Origin of the sequence: Curtobacterium sp. NPDC089991 (genome assembly GCF_044748425.1) — a bacterium.
GTDB lineage: Bacteria > Actinomycetota > Actinomycetes > Actinomycetales > Microbacteriaceae > Curtobacterium.
Genome location: NZ_JBIVGB010000001.1, coordinates 816,311 through 834,805, shown reverse-complemented (window position 1 = coordinate 834,805; position 18,495 = coordinate 816,311). Strand labels below are relative to the sequence as shown.

The following is an 18,495-nucleotide window of genomic DNA, read 5'->3' as shown; positions in this document are numbered from 1 at the left end:
ATTGCAGCATGCTTCGTTGGTTGACTGCTGGTGAGTCCCACGGACCCGAACTGATCGCGATGCTCGAGGGCCTGCCCGCGGGTGTCCCGGTGTCGTTCGAGTCCATCCGTACCGATCTCGCGCGCCGCAAGCTCGGCTACGGTCGCGGCTCGCGCATGAAGTTCGAACAGGACGAGCTGCACGTGTCCGGCGGTGTCCGGCACGGGTTCTCGCTCGGCAGCCCGATCGCGATCCGGATCGGCAACACCGAGTGGCCGAAGTGGGTCGAGGTCATGAACCCCGAGCCAGTCGAGTCCACCGAGATGTCGCGTGGCCGCAGCGCCCCGTTGACCCGCCCGCGTCCGGGCCACGCCGACCTGGTCGGCATGCAGAAGTACGGCTTCGACGAGGCCCGCCCGATCCTCGAGCGTGCGAGCGCCCGTGAGACCGCGGCACGCGTCGCGCTCGGCGCCGTCGCGAAGTCCTTCCTCGCCGAACTCGGCATGCGGTCGGTCGCGCACACCCTGCAGGTCGGCACGGTCCGCGTGCCGGACGGCACCGACCTGCCGCTGCCCGACGACGTCGACCGTCTCGACGACGATCAATTGCGCTGCTTCGACGCCGACACCTCGGCGCGCATGGTGACCGAGGTCGAGGCCGCGAAGAAGGACGGCGACACCCTTGGTGGCGTCGTCGAGGTGCTGTTCTACGGCGTCCCGCCGGGGCTCGGCTCGCACGTGCAGTGGGATCGTCGACTCGACGCCCGTCTGGCCGCGGCGATCATGGGCATCCAGGCGATCAAGGGTGTCGAGGTCGGCGACGGCTTCGCGACCGCTGGCCGTCGCGGCTCCGCGGCCCACGACGAGCTCTACCGCGAGGACGGCGAGATCTACCGCACGAGCGACCGTGCCGGTGGCACCGAGGGCGGCATGTCCACGGGCACCGTCCTGCGCGTCCGTGCCGGCATGAAGCCGATCGCGACCGTGCCGCACGCGCTGCACACCGTCGACGTCGTCTCGGGCGAGGACGCCTCGGCGCACCACCAGCGGTCCGACGTCTGCGCGGTCCCGGCCGCCGGGGTCGTGGCCGAGGCGATGGTGGCGCTCGTGCTCGCCGACGCCGTGCTCGAGAAGTTCGGCGGCGACAACGTCGTCGAGACCAAGCGCAACCTCGACGCCTACCTCGCGTCGATCCCGGAGACGCTCCGCACCCGTCGGACGGAGCCAGCGGCACCGGCCGACGCGTCGTGAGCACGAACGGCGGCGGCGCCGCGCGAGGTCTGGCTGCGCCCGTCGTCGTGATCGGCCCGATGGGCGCCGGCAAGTCCAGCGTCGGCAAGCGCGTCGCGAAGGCGCTGGGCGTGCCGTTCACCGACACCGACCGGGTCATCGTCCGCGAGCACGGCCCCATCCCCGGCATCTTCGCCGACCGTGGTGAGCCGGCCTTCCGTGCCCTCGAAGCCGACGCCGTCCGGACCGCCCTCGGCACCGGGGGCGTGATCGCCGTCGGCGGCGGAGCGGTGACGCACGCCGCCACCCGCGAGGCACTGTCCGGCGCCCGCATCGTCCTGCTCACCGTCTCGCCCGAGGCCGTCGCGGAGCGGATCGCCGGCTCGGACCGGCCCCTGCTCGCGAACGGCGGCATCGACGCCTGGCAGACGATCATGGACGAGCGAGCGGCGACCTACGCCGAGCTCGCGCACGTCGTCGTCGACACCTCGCGCCGTCCGATGTCCCGGGTGGTCGACGAGGTCGTCACCTGGCTGCGGAGCGACAGCGGCGCCAGCGGCGACACCAGCGCCGGCCGACGCGACGACACCAGCACCACCACCGAAGGAGCACCGTGACCGACCCGATCCTGCCCGCAGGCACCACCGAGATCCGCGTCGGCGGTGACGACGGCTACGTGGTGGCGGTCGGTTCGGGCCTGCTCGGCTCGCTGCCCGCGATCCTCGGCCCTCGCGTCGCCAAGGTCCTCATCGTGCACGCCCCGACCCTCGGTGCGCGGGCGAACGACCTGCGCGACCTGCTCGTCGACGCCGGCCTCGAGGCCCTCATCGCCGAGGTGCCGGACGCCGAGGCCGCCAAGCGCATCGAGGTCGCGTCGTTCTGCTGGCAGATCATGGGCCAGTCCGACTTCACCCGCACCGACGCGGTCATCGGCCTCGGTGGCGGTGCCGTCACCGACCTGGCGGGCTTCGTCGCGGCGACGTGGCTGCGCGGGGTGCCGTACGTGTCGGTGCCGACGAGCGTGCTCGGCATGGTGGACGCCAGCGTGGGCGGGAAGACCGGCATCAACACGAACGAGGGCAAGAACCTCGTCGGTTCCTTCTCCGCCCCGCGCGCGGTGGTCGCCGACCTCGACCTCGTCCGCACCCTGCCGCGCAACGAGATCCTCACCGGCTTCGCCGAGATCGTGAAGGCCGGGTTCATCGCCGTGCCGGAGATCCTGGACATCATCGAGGCCGACGTCGCCCGCGTCACCGACCCGACGTCGCCGGAGTTCCGCCGCGTGGTCGAACTCGCCATCGCCCTGAAGGCCGAGGTCGTGTCCGACGACTTCACCGAGCAGGGACGACGCGAGATCCTGAACTACGGTCACACGCTCGGGCACGCCATCGAGCACGCGGAGCGGTACCAGTGGCGGCACGGTGCTGCGGTGTCGGTCGGCATGGTGTTCGCCGCCGAGCTCGCCCGCCTGACGGGCCACCTCGACGACGCGACCGTGGACCGGCACCGGGCGATCCTGGACTCCTTGGACCTGCCGACCTCGTACGGCATCGGCCGGTGGCAGGGCCTCCTCGCCGCGATGCGTCGCGACAAGAAGGCCCGGGCCGGCATGCTCCGGTTCATCATCCTCGACGGTGTCGGCAAGCCGGTCATCCTCGAGGGCCCCGAGGACCACCTGCTGTTCACCGCCTACCAAGAGGTCGGCGTCTAGTACTTCTGCACGCCCAGGTGGTCGCGCAGGTGCGGTCCGGTGTACTCGGTCCGGTGCAGTCCGCGGCGCTGCAGCTCCGGCACGACCTTCTGGGTGAAGTCCTCGACCCCGGCCGGGAAGTGCGTCGGCACCGCCAGGAACCCGTCGCACGCCCCGGCCTCCGACCACGCCTGCATGGTGTCGGCGATCGTCGACGGTGACCCGATCATCTTCCGGTAGCTGCCCTCGGCGAAGTACCGGGCGGTCTCGATGACGGACAGCCCCTGTTGCCGTGACACCGCCATGATCGCTGCCCGGTGCGACTTGCCGGCGTTCGACTCGGGCAGCTCCGGCACGGGCGCGTCGAGGTCGAACTGCCGGAAGTCGACGCCACCGGCGAGGGGCTTCAGGTTGCTCAGTGCCAGGTCGTCCGGGATCAACGCCATCATCCGGTCGGCGAGGTCGCGTGCGTCCTGGTCGGTGTCGCCGACGATCGGGGTCATCCCGACGAGCACCTTGACGTGGTCGGGGTCGCGGCCGAACCGTTCGGCGCGCGCTCGGATGTCGTCGCGGAACGCACGACTCTCGTCCGGGTCGGACTGCAGGGTGAAGACCACGTCGGCGGTGCGCGCCGCGAGTGCGCGGCCCGGCTCCGAGGCACCCGCCTGGAACACGACGGGCCGGCCCTGCGGACTCCGACCCGTCGTCAGCGGTCCTCGCACGCGGAAGTGCTCGCCGTCGTGCTGCAGGAACCGCATCTTCTCGATGTCGAAGTAAGTGCCGGACTCCTTGTCGCGCACGATCGCGTCCGGGTCCCACGAGTCCCAGAGCCCGGTGACGACGTCGACGAACTCGCTCGCCCGCTCGTACCGGGCGGCGTGCTGCACGTGGGCGTCGAGTCCGAAGTTCTGGGCTTCGTCCTCGTTGAAGGACGTCACGAGGTTCCACCCCGCGCGGCCCTTGCTGATGTGGTCGAGGGTCGAGAACCGCCGCGCGAGGTTGTAGGGGTCGTTGAAGGTCGTGGTCGACGTCGCCGCGAGACCCAAGTGCGTGGTCCGCATCGCCAGGGCGGGCAGGAGCATCGTCGGGTCGAAGTGGATCGAGCGGGGGTTCGCGGCACCGTAGGTGTCGCCGGCCAGGATGTCGTTGCTGCGCCGGACTGCCGCTTGGTCCTCGAAGAACAGGGCATCGAGCTTCGCCGCCTCGGCGAGTTCGGCGGCGCGGACGTAGTGGTCGATGCCGAGGTCGAGCTCGGGGACGGCGTCCGGCAGTCGCCAGGCGCCGAGGTGGTAGCCGGGAAACAGGAACATTGCGAGGTGGATCGTGGTCACGGGGGTCCTCTCGGAGGGGACGGTGCAGCAGGTGGGACGGTGCAGCAGGTGGGTGGGTGCGTCCGGCGGACGGCCAGGAGGCACGGAGCAGGGTGCGCGGATCGGCGCGTCTCGGCGAGACGGCGCGCTCCAGAGCACGTGGACCGCCCGGGGGATCGGCGCGCGGCGGTCAGACGGACGAACGGACGGTCTGTCGGACGTCAGTGTCCGTGCGCGATGGCGCCGCGGGGCCAGCAGCGGGACGCGGCGGTCGCGTGGTGTGCCGTCATCGTCGCCCCCTGTCGCCCGTGCTCGTGTCGCGTTCTCCCACCGGCTCGAGCCGGTGGTGGACGACGCTACGGGCGCGGTGTTTCGGCATCGTTTCGATCGGGAAACACCGTCGAAACGATGCGCCATTAGCGTCGCCGCATGTCTGCAGCAGCCCTCGCCCCGTTCCCGACCGAGCTCCGTGTCGGCGTCCCCGATTGGCTCCGCGACGCGCAGGCCGCTGCTCCGGAACACCTCGGCACCCGTGCGGAGCGGCTCGCGCTCGTGAACGCCCTCGCCGAACGGAACGTCGAGGAGGGCACCGGCGGTCCGTTCGCGGCGGCCGTCGTCGACGAGGACACCGGCGCGGTCGTCGCCCTCGGGGTGAACCTGGTGCTGCACACCAACCTGTCGTCGATGCACGCCGAGGTCGTCACCCTCGGACTCGCACAGGCTCGGACGGGGGCCTGGAACCTCGGCCGTGACGTCGGCCACCGGCGTGTGCTCGTCGTGAACGCCCAACCGTGCGTGATGTGCCTCGGGGCCCTGCTGTGGTCGGGGGTCTCCGCGCTGGAGTTCGCCGCCGACGGAGCCACGGTCGAGCGGATCACGGGCTTCGACGAGGGTCCGGTGCCGGGGGACTGGCGCGAGCAGCTCGTTGCTCGGGGGATCGACGTGCACCAGGAGCACGGCACCGGTGCCGAGACGGCGCTCGAGCGCTACCGCGACCTGGTCGAGTCCGGTGCCACCGCGCGCTACAACGGCAGCGGTGCCTGACCCGGCGTCAGCGCAACACCCGCCGCGTCCGTCGCCACCACCACTTGACGTGCATCGACACGGTGGTCACGCCGGTCCGTTCGGCCTCAGCCATCTCAGCGACCGTCGCGCCTTCCAACCACGCCGCGAGTTCGGCGTCGTCGTCGTCCGTTCCGTCGACCTTGAACGACGGCCGGTCGGGGAGCGGTGCGAACAGGTGCATCATGGTTCCTTCTCGTCAGGGGGCAACGGTGGATGTCGACGGAGTGCCCGCAGCGCGAGGTTCTTGTCGGCTTTCGACGCCCACCGTACGGTCATCATGCGCTCGAGCACAGTCCTCGAAATGTCGTGTTCCGCCGACGTGTCCTTGGGGCGCATCGCCCACGTCAGCCGCTTCCACGCCTGGTCGCGGTCCGCGGAGCGACGGCTCTGGAACGCCCCGAACCAGCTGACGACCGCCGCCACGATCGCCGCGCCGGCGGCGATGCACGCCGCGACCAGTGCTGTCTCCATGGGGCAAGCCTGCGGCAGTGGACGCGACCCGACGCGACACGTGAGCCGACCTGTGGATGCCGGACCGCGCCTCCCGGCCTGTGCAGGACAACGGGCGCACCCGGCGGACCCAGCAGCGGGGAGCAGACTGACGACGTGCCCAACCCACCCCGACTGAGCGACCTGTCCGGCTCGCAGGAGGCCGACACCGGCACCCTCCGGTCCCGCGGCCGCCGGTTCACCGAACTGCTGTCGATCGCGCGACGCCACCGCCTCGTCCCGTTCCGTCGCCTCGACTTCTCGCACGACCCGGCCACCTCCGACCTGCGCCGCAGCCAGGCCGAGCACCTGCGTCGTGCGCTCGAGGAAGCGGGCGGCGGGTTCGTGAAGATGGGCCAGCTGCTCTCCACCCGTGACGACCTGCTGCCGGAGGAGTGGACCGAGGGCCTCGCCCACCTGCAGCGCAACGTCACCGCCGCCCCCGCCGACCAGGTGCTCGCCCTGCTCGAACAGGAACTCGGCGCACCGGTCGACCAGGTCTTCGCGTCCTTCGACCCGGTGCCCGTCGCCGCGGCCTCGATCGCCCAGGTCCACCGCGCCCGCCTACCCGACGGCACCGCGGTCGCGGTCAAGGTGCAGCGCCCCGGCATCGACGCCGCCGTCCGCCGTGACGTCGACATCGCGCTCCGTGTCGTCCGCTTCATGGCGCGATGGTCGACCGAGGCCCGGCAGGTCGGCGTGCAGGACGTGGCCGCGCAGTACGCCGACGACCTGGTCCGCCAGGTCGACTTCGTCTCCGAGCTGCGGAACCTCACCGCCCTGCGTGCCGCACAGGCCCGCAGTGCCCGTCCGGACGAGGTCCGGTTCCCGGACCCGTACCCGGACCTGTCCGGGCGCCGCGTGCTCGTGATGGAGTTCCTGGAGGGCGACACGCTCAGCGCGATCCGCGCCGAGCGCGCGGACCGCGACCTCGACGGCCCGATGCGCGCGATCCTGCGGGCGTTCCTGCGACAAGTCGTCTTCGACGGCTTGTACCACGCCGACCTGCACCCCGGGAACGTCCTGGTGCTGCCCGACGGGCGGCCCGCGTTGATCGACTTCGGATCGGTCGGGAGGCTCGACCCGACCCTCCGGGACACGGTCCAGGACCTGCTGGTCGCCTACCTGCAGGACGACACCTCGCGGATCGCCGATGCGGTCCTGCGGATGGCACCGGTGCGCGACGCGCACGACGAGCCCGACTTCCGTCGGGACATCGCGCGCTTCGTCGCGGACGAGCTCGGACCGGGCGCGCGCATCGGCGTCGAGACCGTCGACGACGCCGTCGAGGTCTTCGGGCGGTACCGGCTCAAGGCGCCGCCGGACTTCGTCGCCGCCGCGCGGGCGCTGGCGATCTTCGAGGGCACGCTCCGGACGCTCGCGCCCTCGTTCGACCTGCTCGAGGAGTCGCGCGGGCTCGCCCGTGAGCAGATCACCGACCAGCTGCGCCCCGGCAAGCTGCGCGACCTGGCGGCGAAGGAGCTGATCGGCGTCGTCTCCGCGGCCCGACGACTGCCGCGCCGGGTCGACCGGATCGGCGAGGCGATCGAGACGGGCAAGTTCACCGTCAACATCCGGCTCTTCGCGGACCGCCGCGACCGCGAACTCGTGTCCGGCATGATCCGGCGCATCCTGCTCGTGCTGCTCGGCGCCGGTGCCGGCATCCTGGCGATCGTCTACCTGGCACTGCCCGCCCGACCGGACGCGGCGATCTCGACCGCGGTGGCCGGGGCACTGCTCGGGGGAGCGGCCGTGGTGTTGCTCGGCTGGGCCGCGATCGACTCCTGGCGCGCCCGGCGACGGCGCTGATGGCGACGGTCGGGCGTCCGCTACACTCGTCCGGGGCCAGCGCGGCCCGAAGACCTTTCACAACACGACCGAACGGGACACCGAAGACTCATGGCCAGTACCACTGACATCAAGAACGGCGCCGTTCTCATCATCGACGGCCAGCTGTGGTCGGTCGTGGAGTTCCAGCACGTCAAGCCCGGCAAGGGTGGCGCGTTCGTCCGCACCAAGCTGAAGAACGTCGTCTCCGGCAAGGTCGTCGACCGCACCTTCAACGCCGGTGCGAAGATCGACACCGCCGTGGTCGACCGCCGCGACTACCAGTTCCTCTACGAGGACGGCGACTCGTACGTGTTCATGGACACCGACACCTACGACCAGATCCCGGTCTCGGCGACGGTCGTCGGCGACGCGAAGAACTACCTGCTCGAGTCCGCGATGGTCACCATCGCGATGAACGAGGGCAACCCGCTCTACGTCGAGCTCCCGACGTCGATCGTGACCGAGGTCGAGACCGAGCCGGGCCTGCAGGGCGACCGCTCCTCCGGTGGCACCAAGGACGCGACCATCATCGCGACCGGCCACCGCATCCAGGTCCCGCTCTACCTCGAGAGCGGCACCACGGTGAAGATCGACACGCGCGACGGCAGCTTCCTCGGCCGCGTCAACTCCTAGGCGACGTCCGTATGAGTGCTCGTTCGAAGGCCCGCAAGCGCGCCCTCGACATGCTGTACGTGGCCGAGGTGCGTGAGCTCCCGATCACGGACGTCCTGGCGACCGAGACCGTCCGTCACCTGGACCAGCCCGAGCGTGCCTCGAGCTGGGACTACGCACGGCAGATCGTGACGGGCGTCGACGACGCCCGTCACGAGATCGACTCCGTCATCATCGACCACGCCCAGGGGTGGTCGATCGCCCGGATGCCGGTCCTCGACCGCTGCATCCTGCGGATGGCCGTCTGGGAGCTGCGGTTCAACCCGGAGGTGCCGGACGCCGTCGCGATCGCCGAGGCCGTCGAGCTCGCCCAGTCGCTCTCGACCGAGGACTCCGCGGGCTTCGTGAACGGTGTCCTCGGAGCCGTCGCCGGCGGTCGTGCACCGTCCGGTCGGACGGTCGCAGGGGACCAGGAGTCCCGCTAGGCTTGTGCACGTCAGCATCCTTTAATGCCGTCCAGTGAGGCGGGGAAGGGGGTCGACGTGGGTACCAGAACGGTCCTGCAGCAACCCGACATCACGCGCGCTCTGACGCGCATCGCACACGAGATCCTCGAGGCCAACCACGGCGGCTCGGACCTCGTCCTCCTGGGCATCCCGACCCGGGGCGCCGTGCTCGCCGAACGGCTGGGCCGCATCCTGGCGGACATCGAGCCCGAGTGGCAGTCCGCGCGGGCGGGCATCGGATCCGAACGGGTCGGCACACTCGACGTGACCATGCACCGGGACGACCTCGGGCACGGCATCGGTCGTGCCCCGCACCGCACGGTGATCCCCGCCGGCGGCATCGACGGCAAGGTCGTCGTGCTCGTCGACGACGTCCTGTACTCCGGTCGCACGGTCCGGGCAGCGCTCGACGCCCTGCAGGGGATCGGCCGGCCGCGCGCCGTCCGGCTCGCCGTGCTCGTCGACCGCGGCCACCGCGAGCTGCCGATCCGCGCGGACCACGTGGGCAAGAACCTGCCGACCGCCTCGGACGAGCGGGTCACCCTGCACCTGTCCGAGACCGACGGCGACGACACCGTGTTCATCGAGCAGGGGGTGGCGTGATGCGGCACCTGCTCTCCACCGCCGACCTGTCGCGCGACCAGGCCGTGCACATCCTCGACGTCGCCGAGGAGATGGCCGAGGTCAACACGCGCGAGGTCCGGAAGCTCCCGGCCCTGCGCGGCAAGACCGTCGTGAACCTGTTCTTCGAGGACTCGACCCGCACGCGCATCTCGTTCGAGGCTGCGGCGAAGCGCCTGTCGGCCGACGTCATCAACTTCGCGGCCAAGGGCTCGAGCGTCTCCAAGGGCGAGTCCCTCAAGGACACCGTGCAGACCCTCGGCGCGATGGGCATCGACGGCATCGTGATGCGGCACGGCTCGTCCGGTGCGCCGCGCGTGCTCGCCGACGCCGACTGGATCGACGTCCCCGTGGTGAACGCCGGCGACGGCACGCACGAGCACCCGACGCAGGCGCTGCTCGACGCCTTCACCATGCGCCGTCGCCTGCACGGTGCCGGCTCACGTGGACAGGGCCTCGACGGGGTCCGGGTCCTGATCGTCGGCGACGTGCTGCACAGCCGCGTCGCCCGGTCGAACGCGTGGCTGCTCCGGACCCTCGGCGCGAGCGTGACCTTCGCCGCACCGCCGACGCTCCTGCCCGCCACCACGACCCCGTTCGGGGCCGCGGTGCACCACGACCTCGACGCCGCCCTGGCCGAGGACCCGGACGTCGTCATGACGCTCCGGATCCAGCAGGAGCGGATGGACGACGCGTTCTTCCCGAACCCGCGCGAGTACACGCGGCACTGGGGCCTGACGGCTGCGCGGTTCGCGCGGCTGTCCGAGCGCACACTGATCATGCACCCCGGTCCGATGAACCGCGGGCTGGAGATCGCCGGCGTCGCTGCCGACGACCCCCGTTCCACCGTGGTCGAGCAGGTCGAGAACGGCGTCTCGGTCCGCATGGCGGTCCTCTACCTGGCCCTGACCGGCACCGAACCGAAGGAGTCCGCAGCATGACCGCTCACCTGATCCGCGGCGCGCAGCTGGTCGACGGCTCGCGCGCCGACATCCGACTGCAGGACGGCCGCATCACGGCGATCGGGTCCGGTGTGGACGCGAGCGGTGCCACGGTCGTCGACGCCGACGGGCTCATCGCCCTGCCGGGTCTCGTCGACCTGCACACCCACCTGCGCGAGCCCGGCCACGAGGAATCCGAGACGGTCCTCACCGGCTCGCGCGCCGCGGCGGCCGGAGGCTTCACCGCCGTCAACGCGATGGCGAACTCGAGCCCGGTCGCCGACACCGCCGGGGTCGTCGAGCAGGTGCAGGCACTCGGCGACGACGCCGGCTACGTCACGGTCCGCCCGATCGGCGCGGTGTCGCAGGGGCTGCAGGGCACGCACCTGTCCGAGATCGGTGCCATGGCGACGAGCAGGGCGAAGGTCCGGGTCTTCTCGGACGACGGCTCGTGCGTGTCCGACCCGCTCCTCATGCGTCGCGCACTCGAGTACATCAAGGGCTTCGGCGGGGTGCTCGCGCAGCACGCGCAGGAACCCCGACTCACCATCGGCGCGCAGATGAACGAGGGCCGGCTGTCGTCGGAGCTCGGCCTCGCGGGCTGGCCGGCCGTGGCGGAAGAGGCGATCATCGCCCGTGACGTCCTGCTCGCCGACCACGTCGGCGCACGACTGCACGTCTGCCACGTGTCGACCGCCGGCAGCGTCGAGGTCATCCGCTGGGCCAAGTCCCGCGGCATCGACGTCACCGCCGAGGTCACCCCGCACCACCTCGTGCTCACCGAGGACCTCATCGCCGGGCACGACGGCGCCCCCGGGTACGACGCCCGCTACAAGGTGAACCCGCCGCTCCGGGCCCGCGAGGACGTCGACGCCCTGCGCGCAGCCCTGGCCGACGGCACCATCGACATCGTCGCGACCGACCACGCACCCCACACCGCCGAGGCGAAGTGCTGCGAGTGGCCCGCGGCGGCGAACGGCATGGTCGGCCTCGAGTCAGCGCTGAGCGTCGTGCAGTCCGCCGTCGTCGCGTCGGGGCAGCTCGACTGGGCCGACGTCGCCCGGGTCCTGTCCGAGGCGCCGGCACGCATCGGTCAGGTCGAGGGCCACGGTCAGCGCATCACCGAGGGCGCGCCCGCCGAGATCACGCTCTACGACCCGACGGCCAGCCGCGAGTTCGCGGTCGCCGACCTCGCCGGACAGTCGCAGAACTCGCCGTACCTCGGCATGACGCTGCCCGGCCGGGTCGTCGCCACGTTCCACCTGGGCGCGCCGACGGTGCTCGACGGCCGCCTCGTCGACGCCGATACCGTCGCCGCGCACGCCGCGGCGCTCCGGACGGGGGCGCGCGCATGAGCGGCGACGCCGCGCGCTGGTTGCTCGGCGGGGTGATCCTGCTCGCGGTGGCCGCGCTGTTCGTCGCCATGGCGCGCACCTGGCGGACGCGGACCAGGAAGCAGGCGGAATCCGTGCCTCCCGTCCCCGTCCCCACCACGATCGGACCGGAAGTCGGGTCCTGGGACGGTTTCTCCGTCGCGACGACCCGTGCCGACCAGCCGCTGGAACGCATCACCGCCGGCGGACTCGGGTTCCGGGGTCGCGGCGGCGTGCGCGTCCACGCGACCGGTGTGGTCCTGCGACTCGCCGGCGCGGACGACCGCTGGATCGCACGTGCTGCGGTCCGCGGGGCCGACCGCTCGACGTGGGCGATCGACCGGGTGGTCGAGCCCGGGGGACTGGTCCGTCTGCGATGGACGGCGACCGGCGCCGCAGGTGCGACGGACCTCGACACGTACTTCCGGTTCCCGGAGGGCGACGCAGCCGCGCTGCTCGCCCTGCAGGGACTGACCGAGACCGGGCCGCAGGCGACTGCGGCCGATGCCCCGCGAACCGCGGGCGAAGGGAAGAAAGCATGACACGCGAACGGGCCGTCCTGGTCCTCGAAGACGGCACCCGGTACGACGGCTGGGCCTACGGCGCCCGCGGGCGCACGCTCGGCGAGGTGGTCTTCGCGACCGGCATGACCGGCTACCAGGAGACGCTGACCGATCCGTCCTACGCCGGCCAGATCGTGGTGCAGACCGCGCCGCACATCGGCAACACCGGCGTCAACGACGAGGACCCCGAGTCCCGTCGCATCTGGGTCGCCGGGTACGTGGTGCGCGACCCCAGCCGCGTGGTCTCGAACCACCGCGCGAACGCGTCGCTCGACGACCACCTGGTGCGCGACGGCATCGTCGGGATCTCCGGCATCGACACCCGCGCCCTCACGCGCCGGATCCGCGACGCCGGCGCCATGAAGGGCGGCGTGTTCAGCGGCGCCGACGCGACGCTTTCGGAGTCGGAGCAGCTGGACGCCGTCCGGTCGCAGGCCACGATGGCCGGCGCGAGCTTCTCGGCGATCGTGTCCACCCCGGAGACCTACGTCGTGCCGGCCGAGGGCGAGCAGATCGGCCGACTGGCCGTGCTCGACCTGGGTGTGAAGGCGTCGACCACCCGCTACCTCGCCCAGCGCGGCTTCGAGGTGCACGTCGTGCCGCAGGACATCTCCGCTGCGGCGCTCGAGGAGCTCGCACCGGACGCCCTGTTCTACTCGAACGGCCCCGGGGACCCCGCGGCGTCGGACGCCCAGGTCGAACTGCTGCAGGGCAGCCTGCGGACCGGTCGCCCGTTCTTCGGCATCTGCTTCGGCAACCAGCTGCTCGGCCGCGCGCTCGGCTTCGGCACCTACAAGCTGCCCTTCGGGCACCGCGGCATCAACCAGCCGGTGCTCGACACCACCACGGGCAAGGTCGAGATCACGAGCCAGAACCACGGCTTCGCGGTCGACGCTCCCCTGGGGCAGGTCCTCGAGTCGCCGGCCGGGTTCGGTCGTGTCGAGGTCTCGCACTACTCGCTGAACGACGACGTGGTCGAGGGCCTGCGGGCGCTCGACGTGCCCGCGTTCAGCGTGCAGTACCACCCCGAGGCCGCCGCTGGTCCGCACGACAGCATGTACCTCTTCGACCGGTTCGCGGACCTGGTGCGCGCGCGACGTGACGGGGAGCCGCTCGACGCGGCCACCGTCGACGCGACCACTCCCGCAGCAGACATCACCAAGGAAGCGAACTGATGCCCAAGCGCGCAGACATCAACTCCGTCCTCGTCATCGGTTCCGGCCCGATCGTCATCGGTCAGGCCGCCGAGTTCGACTACTCCGGCACCCAGGCGTGCCGTGTCCTCCGTGCCGAGGGCGTCCGGGTCATCCTCGTCAACCCGAACCCGGCGACGATCATGACCGACCCCGACTTCGCCGACGCGACCTACATCGAGCCGATCACGAACGCGTGCCTCGAGGAGATCATCCGCATCGAGAAGCCGGACGCCGTCCTGCCGACGTTGGGCGGCCAGACCGCCCTGAACGCGGCGATCGCGCTCGACGAGGCCGGCATCCTCGAGAAGCACGGCGTCGAGCTCATCGGTGCCAAGGTGGACGCCATCCAGCGCGGTGAGGACCGCCAGCTCTTCAAGGAACTCGTGCTCGAGTCCGGCGCCGACGTGGCCCGGAGCCACATCGCCCACACGCTGGACGAGGCGAAGGAGTTCGCGAAGGACCTCGGCTACCCGCTCGTCGTCCGCCCGTCCTTCACCATGGGTGGTCTCGGTTCGGGCTTCGCGTACGACGAAGCCGAGCTCGTCCGCTTCGTCGGCGACGGGCTGCAGTCCAGCCCGACGACCGAGGTCCTGCTCGAGGAATCGATCCTCGGCTGGAAGGAGTACGAGCTCGAGCTGATGCGCGACAACTACGACAACACCGTCGTCATCTGCTCCATCGAGAACGTCGACCCGGTCGGCGTGCACACCGGCGACTCGATCACCGTCGCCCCGGCGCTCACGCTCACCGACCGCGAGTACCAGAACATGCGCAACATCGGCATCGACATCATCCGTCGCGTCGGTGTCGACACCGGTGGTTGCAACATCCAGTTCGCCGTCGACCCGTCGAACGGCCGCCTGATCGTCATCGAGATGAACCCGCGCGTCTCCCGCTCGTCGGCGCTGGCCTCGAAGGCCACGGGCTTCCCGATCGCGAAGATCGCCGCGAAGCTCGCCATCGGGTACCGCCTGGACGAGATCCAGAACGACATCACGAAGGTGACCCCGGCCAGCTTCGAGCCGACGCTCGACTACGTGGTCGTGAAGACCCCGCGCTTCGCGTTCGAGAAGTTCCCCGCGGCGGACGCCACGCTCACCACGACGATGAAGAGCGTCGGCGAGGCGATGGCCATCGGCCGCAACTACGCGACGGCGCTGCAGAAGTCGCTGCGCTCGCTCGAGAAGCGCGGCTCGAGCTTCCACTGGGACACCCCGGCGTCGGAGCTCGACAAGGACGCCCTGCTCGCGAAGTCGTCCATCCCCACCGACGGCCGGATCGTCACGGTGCAGCAGGCCCTGGTCGCCGGCGCCACCGCCGCCGAGGTCTTCGAAGCCACGAAGATCGACCCGTGGTTCATCGACCAGATCGTGCTCATCAACGAGGTCGCCGCCGAGGTCGCGGCCGCCGACGAGCTCGACGCGGACACCATCCGCTGGGCCAAGGAGCACGGCTTCAGCGACACCCAGATCGCGGCGCTGCGCAGCACCCCGGAGCACCCGGTCAGCGAGCAGCAGGTCCGCGACGACCGGCACGCCCTCGGCATCCGCCCCGTCTTCAAGACCGTCGACACCTGCGCCGGCGAGTTCCCGGCCCTGACGCCGTACCACTACTCGTCGTACGACGCCGAGACCGAGGTGGTCGCGAGCGACCGCAAGAAGGTCGTCATCCTGGGCTCCGGCCCGAACCGCATCGGCCAGGGCGTCGAGTTCGACTACTCCTGCGTGCACGCGTCCTTCGCGCTGAGCGACGCCGGGTTCGAGACGATCATGATCAACTGCAACCCCGAGACGGTCTCCACCGACTACGACACCTCGGACCGTCTGTACTTCGAGCCGCTCACGGCCGAGGACGTCCTCGAGGTCATCGAGGCCGAGGCGGCGTCGGGCGAGCTCGTCGGCGTCGTCGTGCAGCTCGGCGGGCAGACCGCCCTGGGCCTGGCGAAGCCGCTCGAGGCTGCGGGGATCCCGATCCTCGGCACCAGCCCGACGGCGATCGACTCCGCCGAGGAGCGCGGCCAGTTCTCCGCCATCCTCGACGCCGCGGGGCTGCTCGCGCCGCGCAACGGCACCGCCCACGACCTGGCGAGCGCGACCGCCGTCGCCGAGGAGATCGGCTACCCGGTGCTCGTCCGCCCGTCCTTCGTGCTCGGCGGCCGCGGCATGGAGATCCTGTACGACTCCCCGTCGCTCGCCGACTACTTCGACCGGATGGCCGACCAGGCGATCATCGGTCCGGAGCTCCCGCTGCTCGTCGACCGGTTCCTGGACGACGCGGTGGAGATCGACGTCGACGCGCTCTTCGACGGTGAGCGGCTCTACATCGGCGGCATCATGGAGCACCTGGAAGAGGCCGGCATCCACTCCGGCGACTCCGCCTGCACCCTGCCCCCGGTCGGCCTCGGCCGCGCCGAGATCCAGGGCGTCGTCGACGCGACCGAGAAGATCGCCCGCGGCATCGGCGTGCAGGGTCTGCTCAACGTCCAGTTCGCCATCGGCGCCGGCGTGCTCTACGTCCTCGAGGCGAACCCGCGCGCCAGCCGCACGGTCCCGTTCGTCTCGAAGGCGCTCGGCATCGCACTCGCCAAGGCCGCGTCGCGCATCATGACCGGCACGAGCGTCGACGAGCTCGTCGCCGAGGGCATGCTGCCGGCCCGCGACGGGGCGTTCGTCCCGATGGAGGCCCCGGTCGCCGTCAAGGAGGCCGTCCTGCCCTTCCGCCGCTTCCGCACCCGCGAGGGCCAGGTCGTCGACTCGGTGCTCAGCCCCGAGATGCGCTCCACCGGCGAGGTCATGGGCATCGACCGCGACTTCCCGCGGGCGTTCCTCAAGTCGCAGGACGCCGCGTACGGCGGCCTGCCGACCAGCGGCACGGTCTTCGTGAGCGTCGCGGACACCGACAAGCGCGCCATCGTGCTGCCGGTGCACCGCCTGCAGCAGCTGGGCTTCACGATCATCGCGACCGAGGGCACGGCGGAGATCCTCCGCCGCAACGGCATCGAGGTCGGCATCGTCGGCAAGTACAGCCAGGGCGGCGAGAGCGTCGTCGACCTGCTGACGCGCAACGAGGTCGACATCGTCATCAACACGCCGTCGGGTGCCGCCGGTCGTGCGGACGGGTACGAGATCCGAGCGGCCACGGTCGCAGCGGACAAGCCGCTGTTCACGACGATCGCGCAGATCGGTGCGGCGGTCGCGGCGATCGAGACGATCGGCACGCCGCTCAACGTCCGGAGCCTGCAGGACTACGCGCGGGAGCGCGCCACCTGGTGAGCGACGGACGATCGGGAGGCCCGGCCTCCTTCGGCGATCGGCTCGCGTCCGCGATGCGCGAGCGTTCACCGCTCTGCGTCGGCATCGACCCCCACGCCACCACCCTGGCGGCGTGGGGGCTCGGTCGCGACGAGCAGGGACTGGCCGCCTTCGGCGCGGCCCTGGTCGACGCGGCCGCCGGCCGCGCGGCGATCGTGAAGCCGCAGATCGCGTTCTTCGAGGCGGCGGGGGTGGCGGGCTACCGCGCGCTCGACGCGACGATCCGTCGTGCACGCGATGCGGGCCTCCTGGTCGTCGCCGACGTGAAGCGGGGCGACATCGGGTCGACCGGTGACGACTACGCACTCGCGTGGCTCGACCGTGACGGGCCGTTCGCGGCCGACGCGATGACGGTGTCGCCGTACCTCGGCTACGGCTCGCTCAGCGGGACGGTCGACGTCGCTCGGCGGAACGGTGCCGGGGTCTTCGTGCTCGCCGCGACGAGCAACCCGGAGGCGCGGGTGCTGCAGACCGCGGTCCTGGCGGAGGGCCCGCGTGCCGGGCGGTCCGTGGCTGCCGGTATCGTCTTGGACGTGGCAGACGACAACCGGGCCGCGGGCGACCAGGCCCTCGGCGACGTCGGGCTCGTGCTCGGCGCGACCCTTCACCTCGACGACTTCGGCATCGACGCGGACGCGATCGGCACCGCGCCGGTGCTCGCCCCGGGCTTCGGTGCCCAGGGCGCCCGGATCGAGGACCTCCGTGCGCTGTACGGTGCGCGCGCCGAGCAGGTGCTCGTCAGCGAGTCGCGCGGGCTGCTGACCGACGGTCCGGACGGCGTCGCGGCACTCGTGTCCGACCGCGCCGACCGGATCCGTGCCGCCCTCGGGGCCGCAGCATGACCACCGACGGCGACCGCACCGACGGCACCGACCTGCCGGCCCACCGCACGCCACCAGAGGTCGACCGCGTCGCGGCGGCCCAGGCAGCGGTCGCCGCGCGACGCGCCCGGGCCGCGGTGAAGTCCCAGGTCGCGTCGGGGGAGCGCTCGGCGCTCGAGGTCGCACGGTCTGCATGGGACGACGCCCTCGTCGACACGACCTCGGCGGAGCGCTCGCTCCGGGTGCGCGACCTGCTCGTCAGCCTGTCCGGCATCGGTCCGGCGCGTGCCGAGTCGATCATGGGCACCCTGCGCATCGCGCCGTCGAAGCGCCTCGGGGGCCTCGGCACCCGGCAGCGCACGGCGCTGGCCGACTGGCTCGCCGCCCGCGGTCGCAAGCGCGGTGCCTCGAAGCTCGTCGTCCTCGCCGGGCCGACCGCCGTCGGCAAGGGCACGGTGAGCGCGTACATCCGCGAGCAGTACCCGGACGTGAACCTCAGCGTCTCCGCCACGACCCGGAAGCCCCGCCCGGGCGAGGTCGACGGCGTGCACTACTACTTCGTCGACGACGCCGAGTTCGACCGGATGATCCGCGAGCGCGAACTGCTCGAGTGGGCCACGGTGCACAACTCGTACCGGTACGGCACCCCGCGTCCGCCGATCGACCGAGCGCTCGACGCCGGCGAGCGGGTCATGCTCGAGATCGACCTGCAGGGTGCTCGCCAGGTCCGTGACGCGATGCCCGAGGCCGTGCTCGTGTTCCTGCTGCCCCCGACGTGGGAAGAACTGGTGCGTCGACTCATCGGCCGCGGCACCGAGTCGCCCGAGGAACAGGCGCGTCGACTCGACACCGCGAAGGTCGAACTGGCCGCCCAGGACGAGTTCGACGTCCGCATCGTGAACTCCGATGTCGGCACCGCGGCACGACAGGTCGTAGACTTGTTCTCTGCGCCCTGACGG

Annotated in this window: 18 protein-coding genes; 15 read left to right on the top strand and 3 right to left on the bottom strand. The window is 71.4% G+C overall.

Annotated elements, in window-relative coordinates; all coding sequences use genetic code 11:
- Nucleotides 1–8: 8 nt before the first annotated feature.
- From aroC to aroB, 3 genes are read left to right on the top strand one after another with little or no spacing between them, the layout of a single operon-like run.
- The gene (gene aroC / locus ACIPV1_RS03990; protein WP_123294309.1) at nt 9–1,229 is read left to right on the top strand and encodes a chorismate synthase; all 1,221 of its coding nucleotides are present in this window, start codon (nt 9–11) and stop codon (nt 1,227–1,229) included.
- Between the two features lie 59 nt (nt 1,230–1,288).
- Nucleotides 1,289–1,825, top strand: coding sequence for a shikimate kinase (locus ACIPV1_RS03985; RefSeq protein ID WP_123938106.1), 537 nt, complete (start codon nt 1,289–1,291; stop codon nt 1,823–1,825).
- Nucleotides 1,822–2,919: a 3-dehydroquinate synthase gene (gene aroB / locus ACIPV1_RS03980; RefSeq protein WP_185094181.1), complete on the top strand. Its 1,098-nt coding sequence runs from the start codon at nt 1,822–1,824 to the stop codon at nt 2,917–2,919. Before ACIPV1_RS03985 ends, aroB begins: the two co-directional genes overlap by 4 nt.
- On the opposite strand, the gene ACIPV1_RS03975 is transcribed toward aroB, so the two are convergent.
- A complete protein-coding gene (locus tag ACIPV1_RS03975; RefSeq protein WP_207906699.1) occupies nt 2,916–4,229 on the bottom strand; it encodes an LLM class flavin-dependent oxidoreductase in 1,314 nt (437 codons plus the stop codon). The genes aroB and ACIPV1_RS03975 overlap by 4 nt on opposite strands.
- Before the next feature lie 408 nt (nt 4,230–4,637).
- Here ACIPV1_RS03975 and ACIPV1_RS03970 point away from each other — a divergent pair, with 408 nt between their 5' ends.
- Entirely contained in the window at nt 4,638–5,252 is a 615-nt protein-coding gene (locus tag ACIPV1_RS03970) for a deaminase (protein WP_402725789.1), read from the top strand.
- A gap of 7 nt (nt 5,253–5,259) precedes the next feature.
- Here ACIPV1_RS03970 and ACIPV1_RS03965 read toward each other — a convergent pair whose 3' ends face one another.
- Both ACIPV1_RS03965 and ACIPV1_RS03960 read right to left on the bottom strand, forming a co-directional pair.
- Entirely contained in the window at nt 5,260–5,457 is a 198-nt protein-coding gene (locus ACIPV1_RS03965) for a hypothetical protein (RefSeq protein WP_248703258.1), read from the bottom strand.
- Entirely contained in the window at nt 5,454–5,744 is a 291-nt protein-coding gene (locus tag ACIPV1_RS03960; protein WP_402725788.1) for a hypothetical protein, read from the bottom strand. Before ACIPV1_RS03960 ends, ACIPV1_RS03965 begins: the two co-directional genes overlap by 4 nt.
- 135 nt (nt 5,745–5,879) lie before the next feature.
- On the opposite strand from ACIPV1_RS03960, the gene ACIPV1_RS03955 reads away from it, so the two are divergent.
- The 11 genes from ACIPV1_RS03955 (at nt 5,880) to gmk (ending at nt 18,492) form a co-directional block, all read left to right on the top strand.
- Complete coding sequence (locus ACIPV1_RS03955) at nt 5,880–7,571, top strand: AarF/ABC1/UbiB kinase family protein (protein WP_131920073.1); 1,692 nt, start codon at nt 5,880–5,882, stop codon at nt 7,569–7,571.
- A gap of 90 nt (nt 7,572–7,661) precedes the next feature.
- Complete coding sequence (gene efp / locus ACIPV1_RS03950; RefSeq protein ID WP_111083909.1) at nt 7,662–8,225, top strand: elongation factor P; 564 nt, start codon at nt 7,662–7,664, stop codon at nt 8,223–8,225.
- Nucleotides 8,226–8,236: 11 nt separating this feature from the next.
- Nucleotides 8,237–8,689: a transcription antitermination factor NusB gene (nusB, locus tag ACIPV1_RS03945; protein ID WP_123294314.1), complete on the top strand. Its 453-nt coding sequence runs from the start codon at nt 8,237–8,239 to the stop codon at nt 8,687–8,689.
- A 24-nt stretch (nt 8,690–8,713) separates the two neighbouring features.
- Nucleotides 8,714–9,313, top strand: coding sequence for a bifunctional pyr operon transcriptional regulator/uracil phosphoribosyltransferase PyrR (gene pyrR / locus ACIPV1_RS03940; protein ID WP_402725787.1), 600 nt, complete (start codon nt 8,714–8,716; stop codon nt 9,311–9,313).
- Nucleotides 9,313–10,272: an aspartate carbamoyltransferase catalytic subunit gene (locus ACIPV1_RS03935; protein ID WP_123294316.1), complete on the top strand. Its 960-nt coding sequence runs from the start codon at nt 9,313–9,315 to the stop codon at nt 10,270–10,272. The genes pyrR and ACIPV1_RS03935 overlap by 1 nt, the downstream gene beginning before the upstream one ends.
- Complete coding sequence (locus ACIPV1_RS03930; RefSeq protein WP_123294317.1) at nt 10,269–11,627, top strand: dihydroorotase; 1,359 nt, start codon at nt 10,269–10,271, stop codon at nt 11,625–11,627. The genes ACIPV1_RS03935 and ACIPV1_RS03930 overlap by 4 nt, the downstream gene beginning before the upstream one ends.
- Nucleotides 11,624–12,187, top strand: coding sequence for a hypothetical protein (locus ACIPV1_RS03925; protein WP_123294318.1), 564 nt, complete (start codon nt 11,624–11,626; stop codon nt 12,185–12,187). The genes ACIPV1_RS03930 and ACIPV1_RS03925 overlap by 4 nt, the downstream gene beginning before the upstream one ends.
- Nucleotides 12,184–13,383 (top strand): glutamine-hydrolyzing carbamoyl-phosphate synthase small subunit, encoded by a 1,200-nt coding sequence (carA, locus tag ACIPV1_RS03920; protein WP_402725786.1) that lies wholly within the window; start codon nt 12,184–12,186, stop codon nt 13,381–13,383. Before ACIPV1_RS03925 ends, carA begins: the two co-directional genes overlap by 4 nt.
- Nucleotides 13,383–16,676 carry a carbamoyl-phosphate synthase large subunit gene (gene carB, locus ACIPV1_RS03915; RefSeq protein WP_402725785.1) on the top strand — a complete coding sequence of 1,098 codons (3,294 nt, stop codon included), beginning with the start codon at nt 13,383–13,385 and terminating at the stop codon, nt 16,674–16,676. Before carA ends, carB begins: the two co-directional genes overlap by 1 nt.
- A complete protein-coding gene (pyrF, locus tag ACIPV1_RS03910; RefSeq protein ID WP_333925911.1) occupies nt 16,673–17,557 on the top strand; it encodes an orotidine-5'-phosphate decarboxylase in 885 nt (294 codons plus the stop codon). The genes carB and pyrF overlap by 4 nt, the downstream gene beginning before the upstream one ends.
- Nucleotides 17,554–18,492 (top strand): guanylate kinase, encoded by a 939-nt coding sequence (gene gmk, locus ACIPV1_RS03905; protein ID WP_402725784.1) that lies wholly within the window; start codon nt 17,554–17,556, stop codon nt 18,490–18,492. Before pyrF ends, gmk begins: the two co-directional genes overlap by 4 nt.
- Nucleotides 18,493–18,495: the final 3 nt, after the last annotated feature.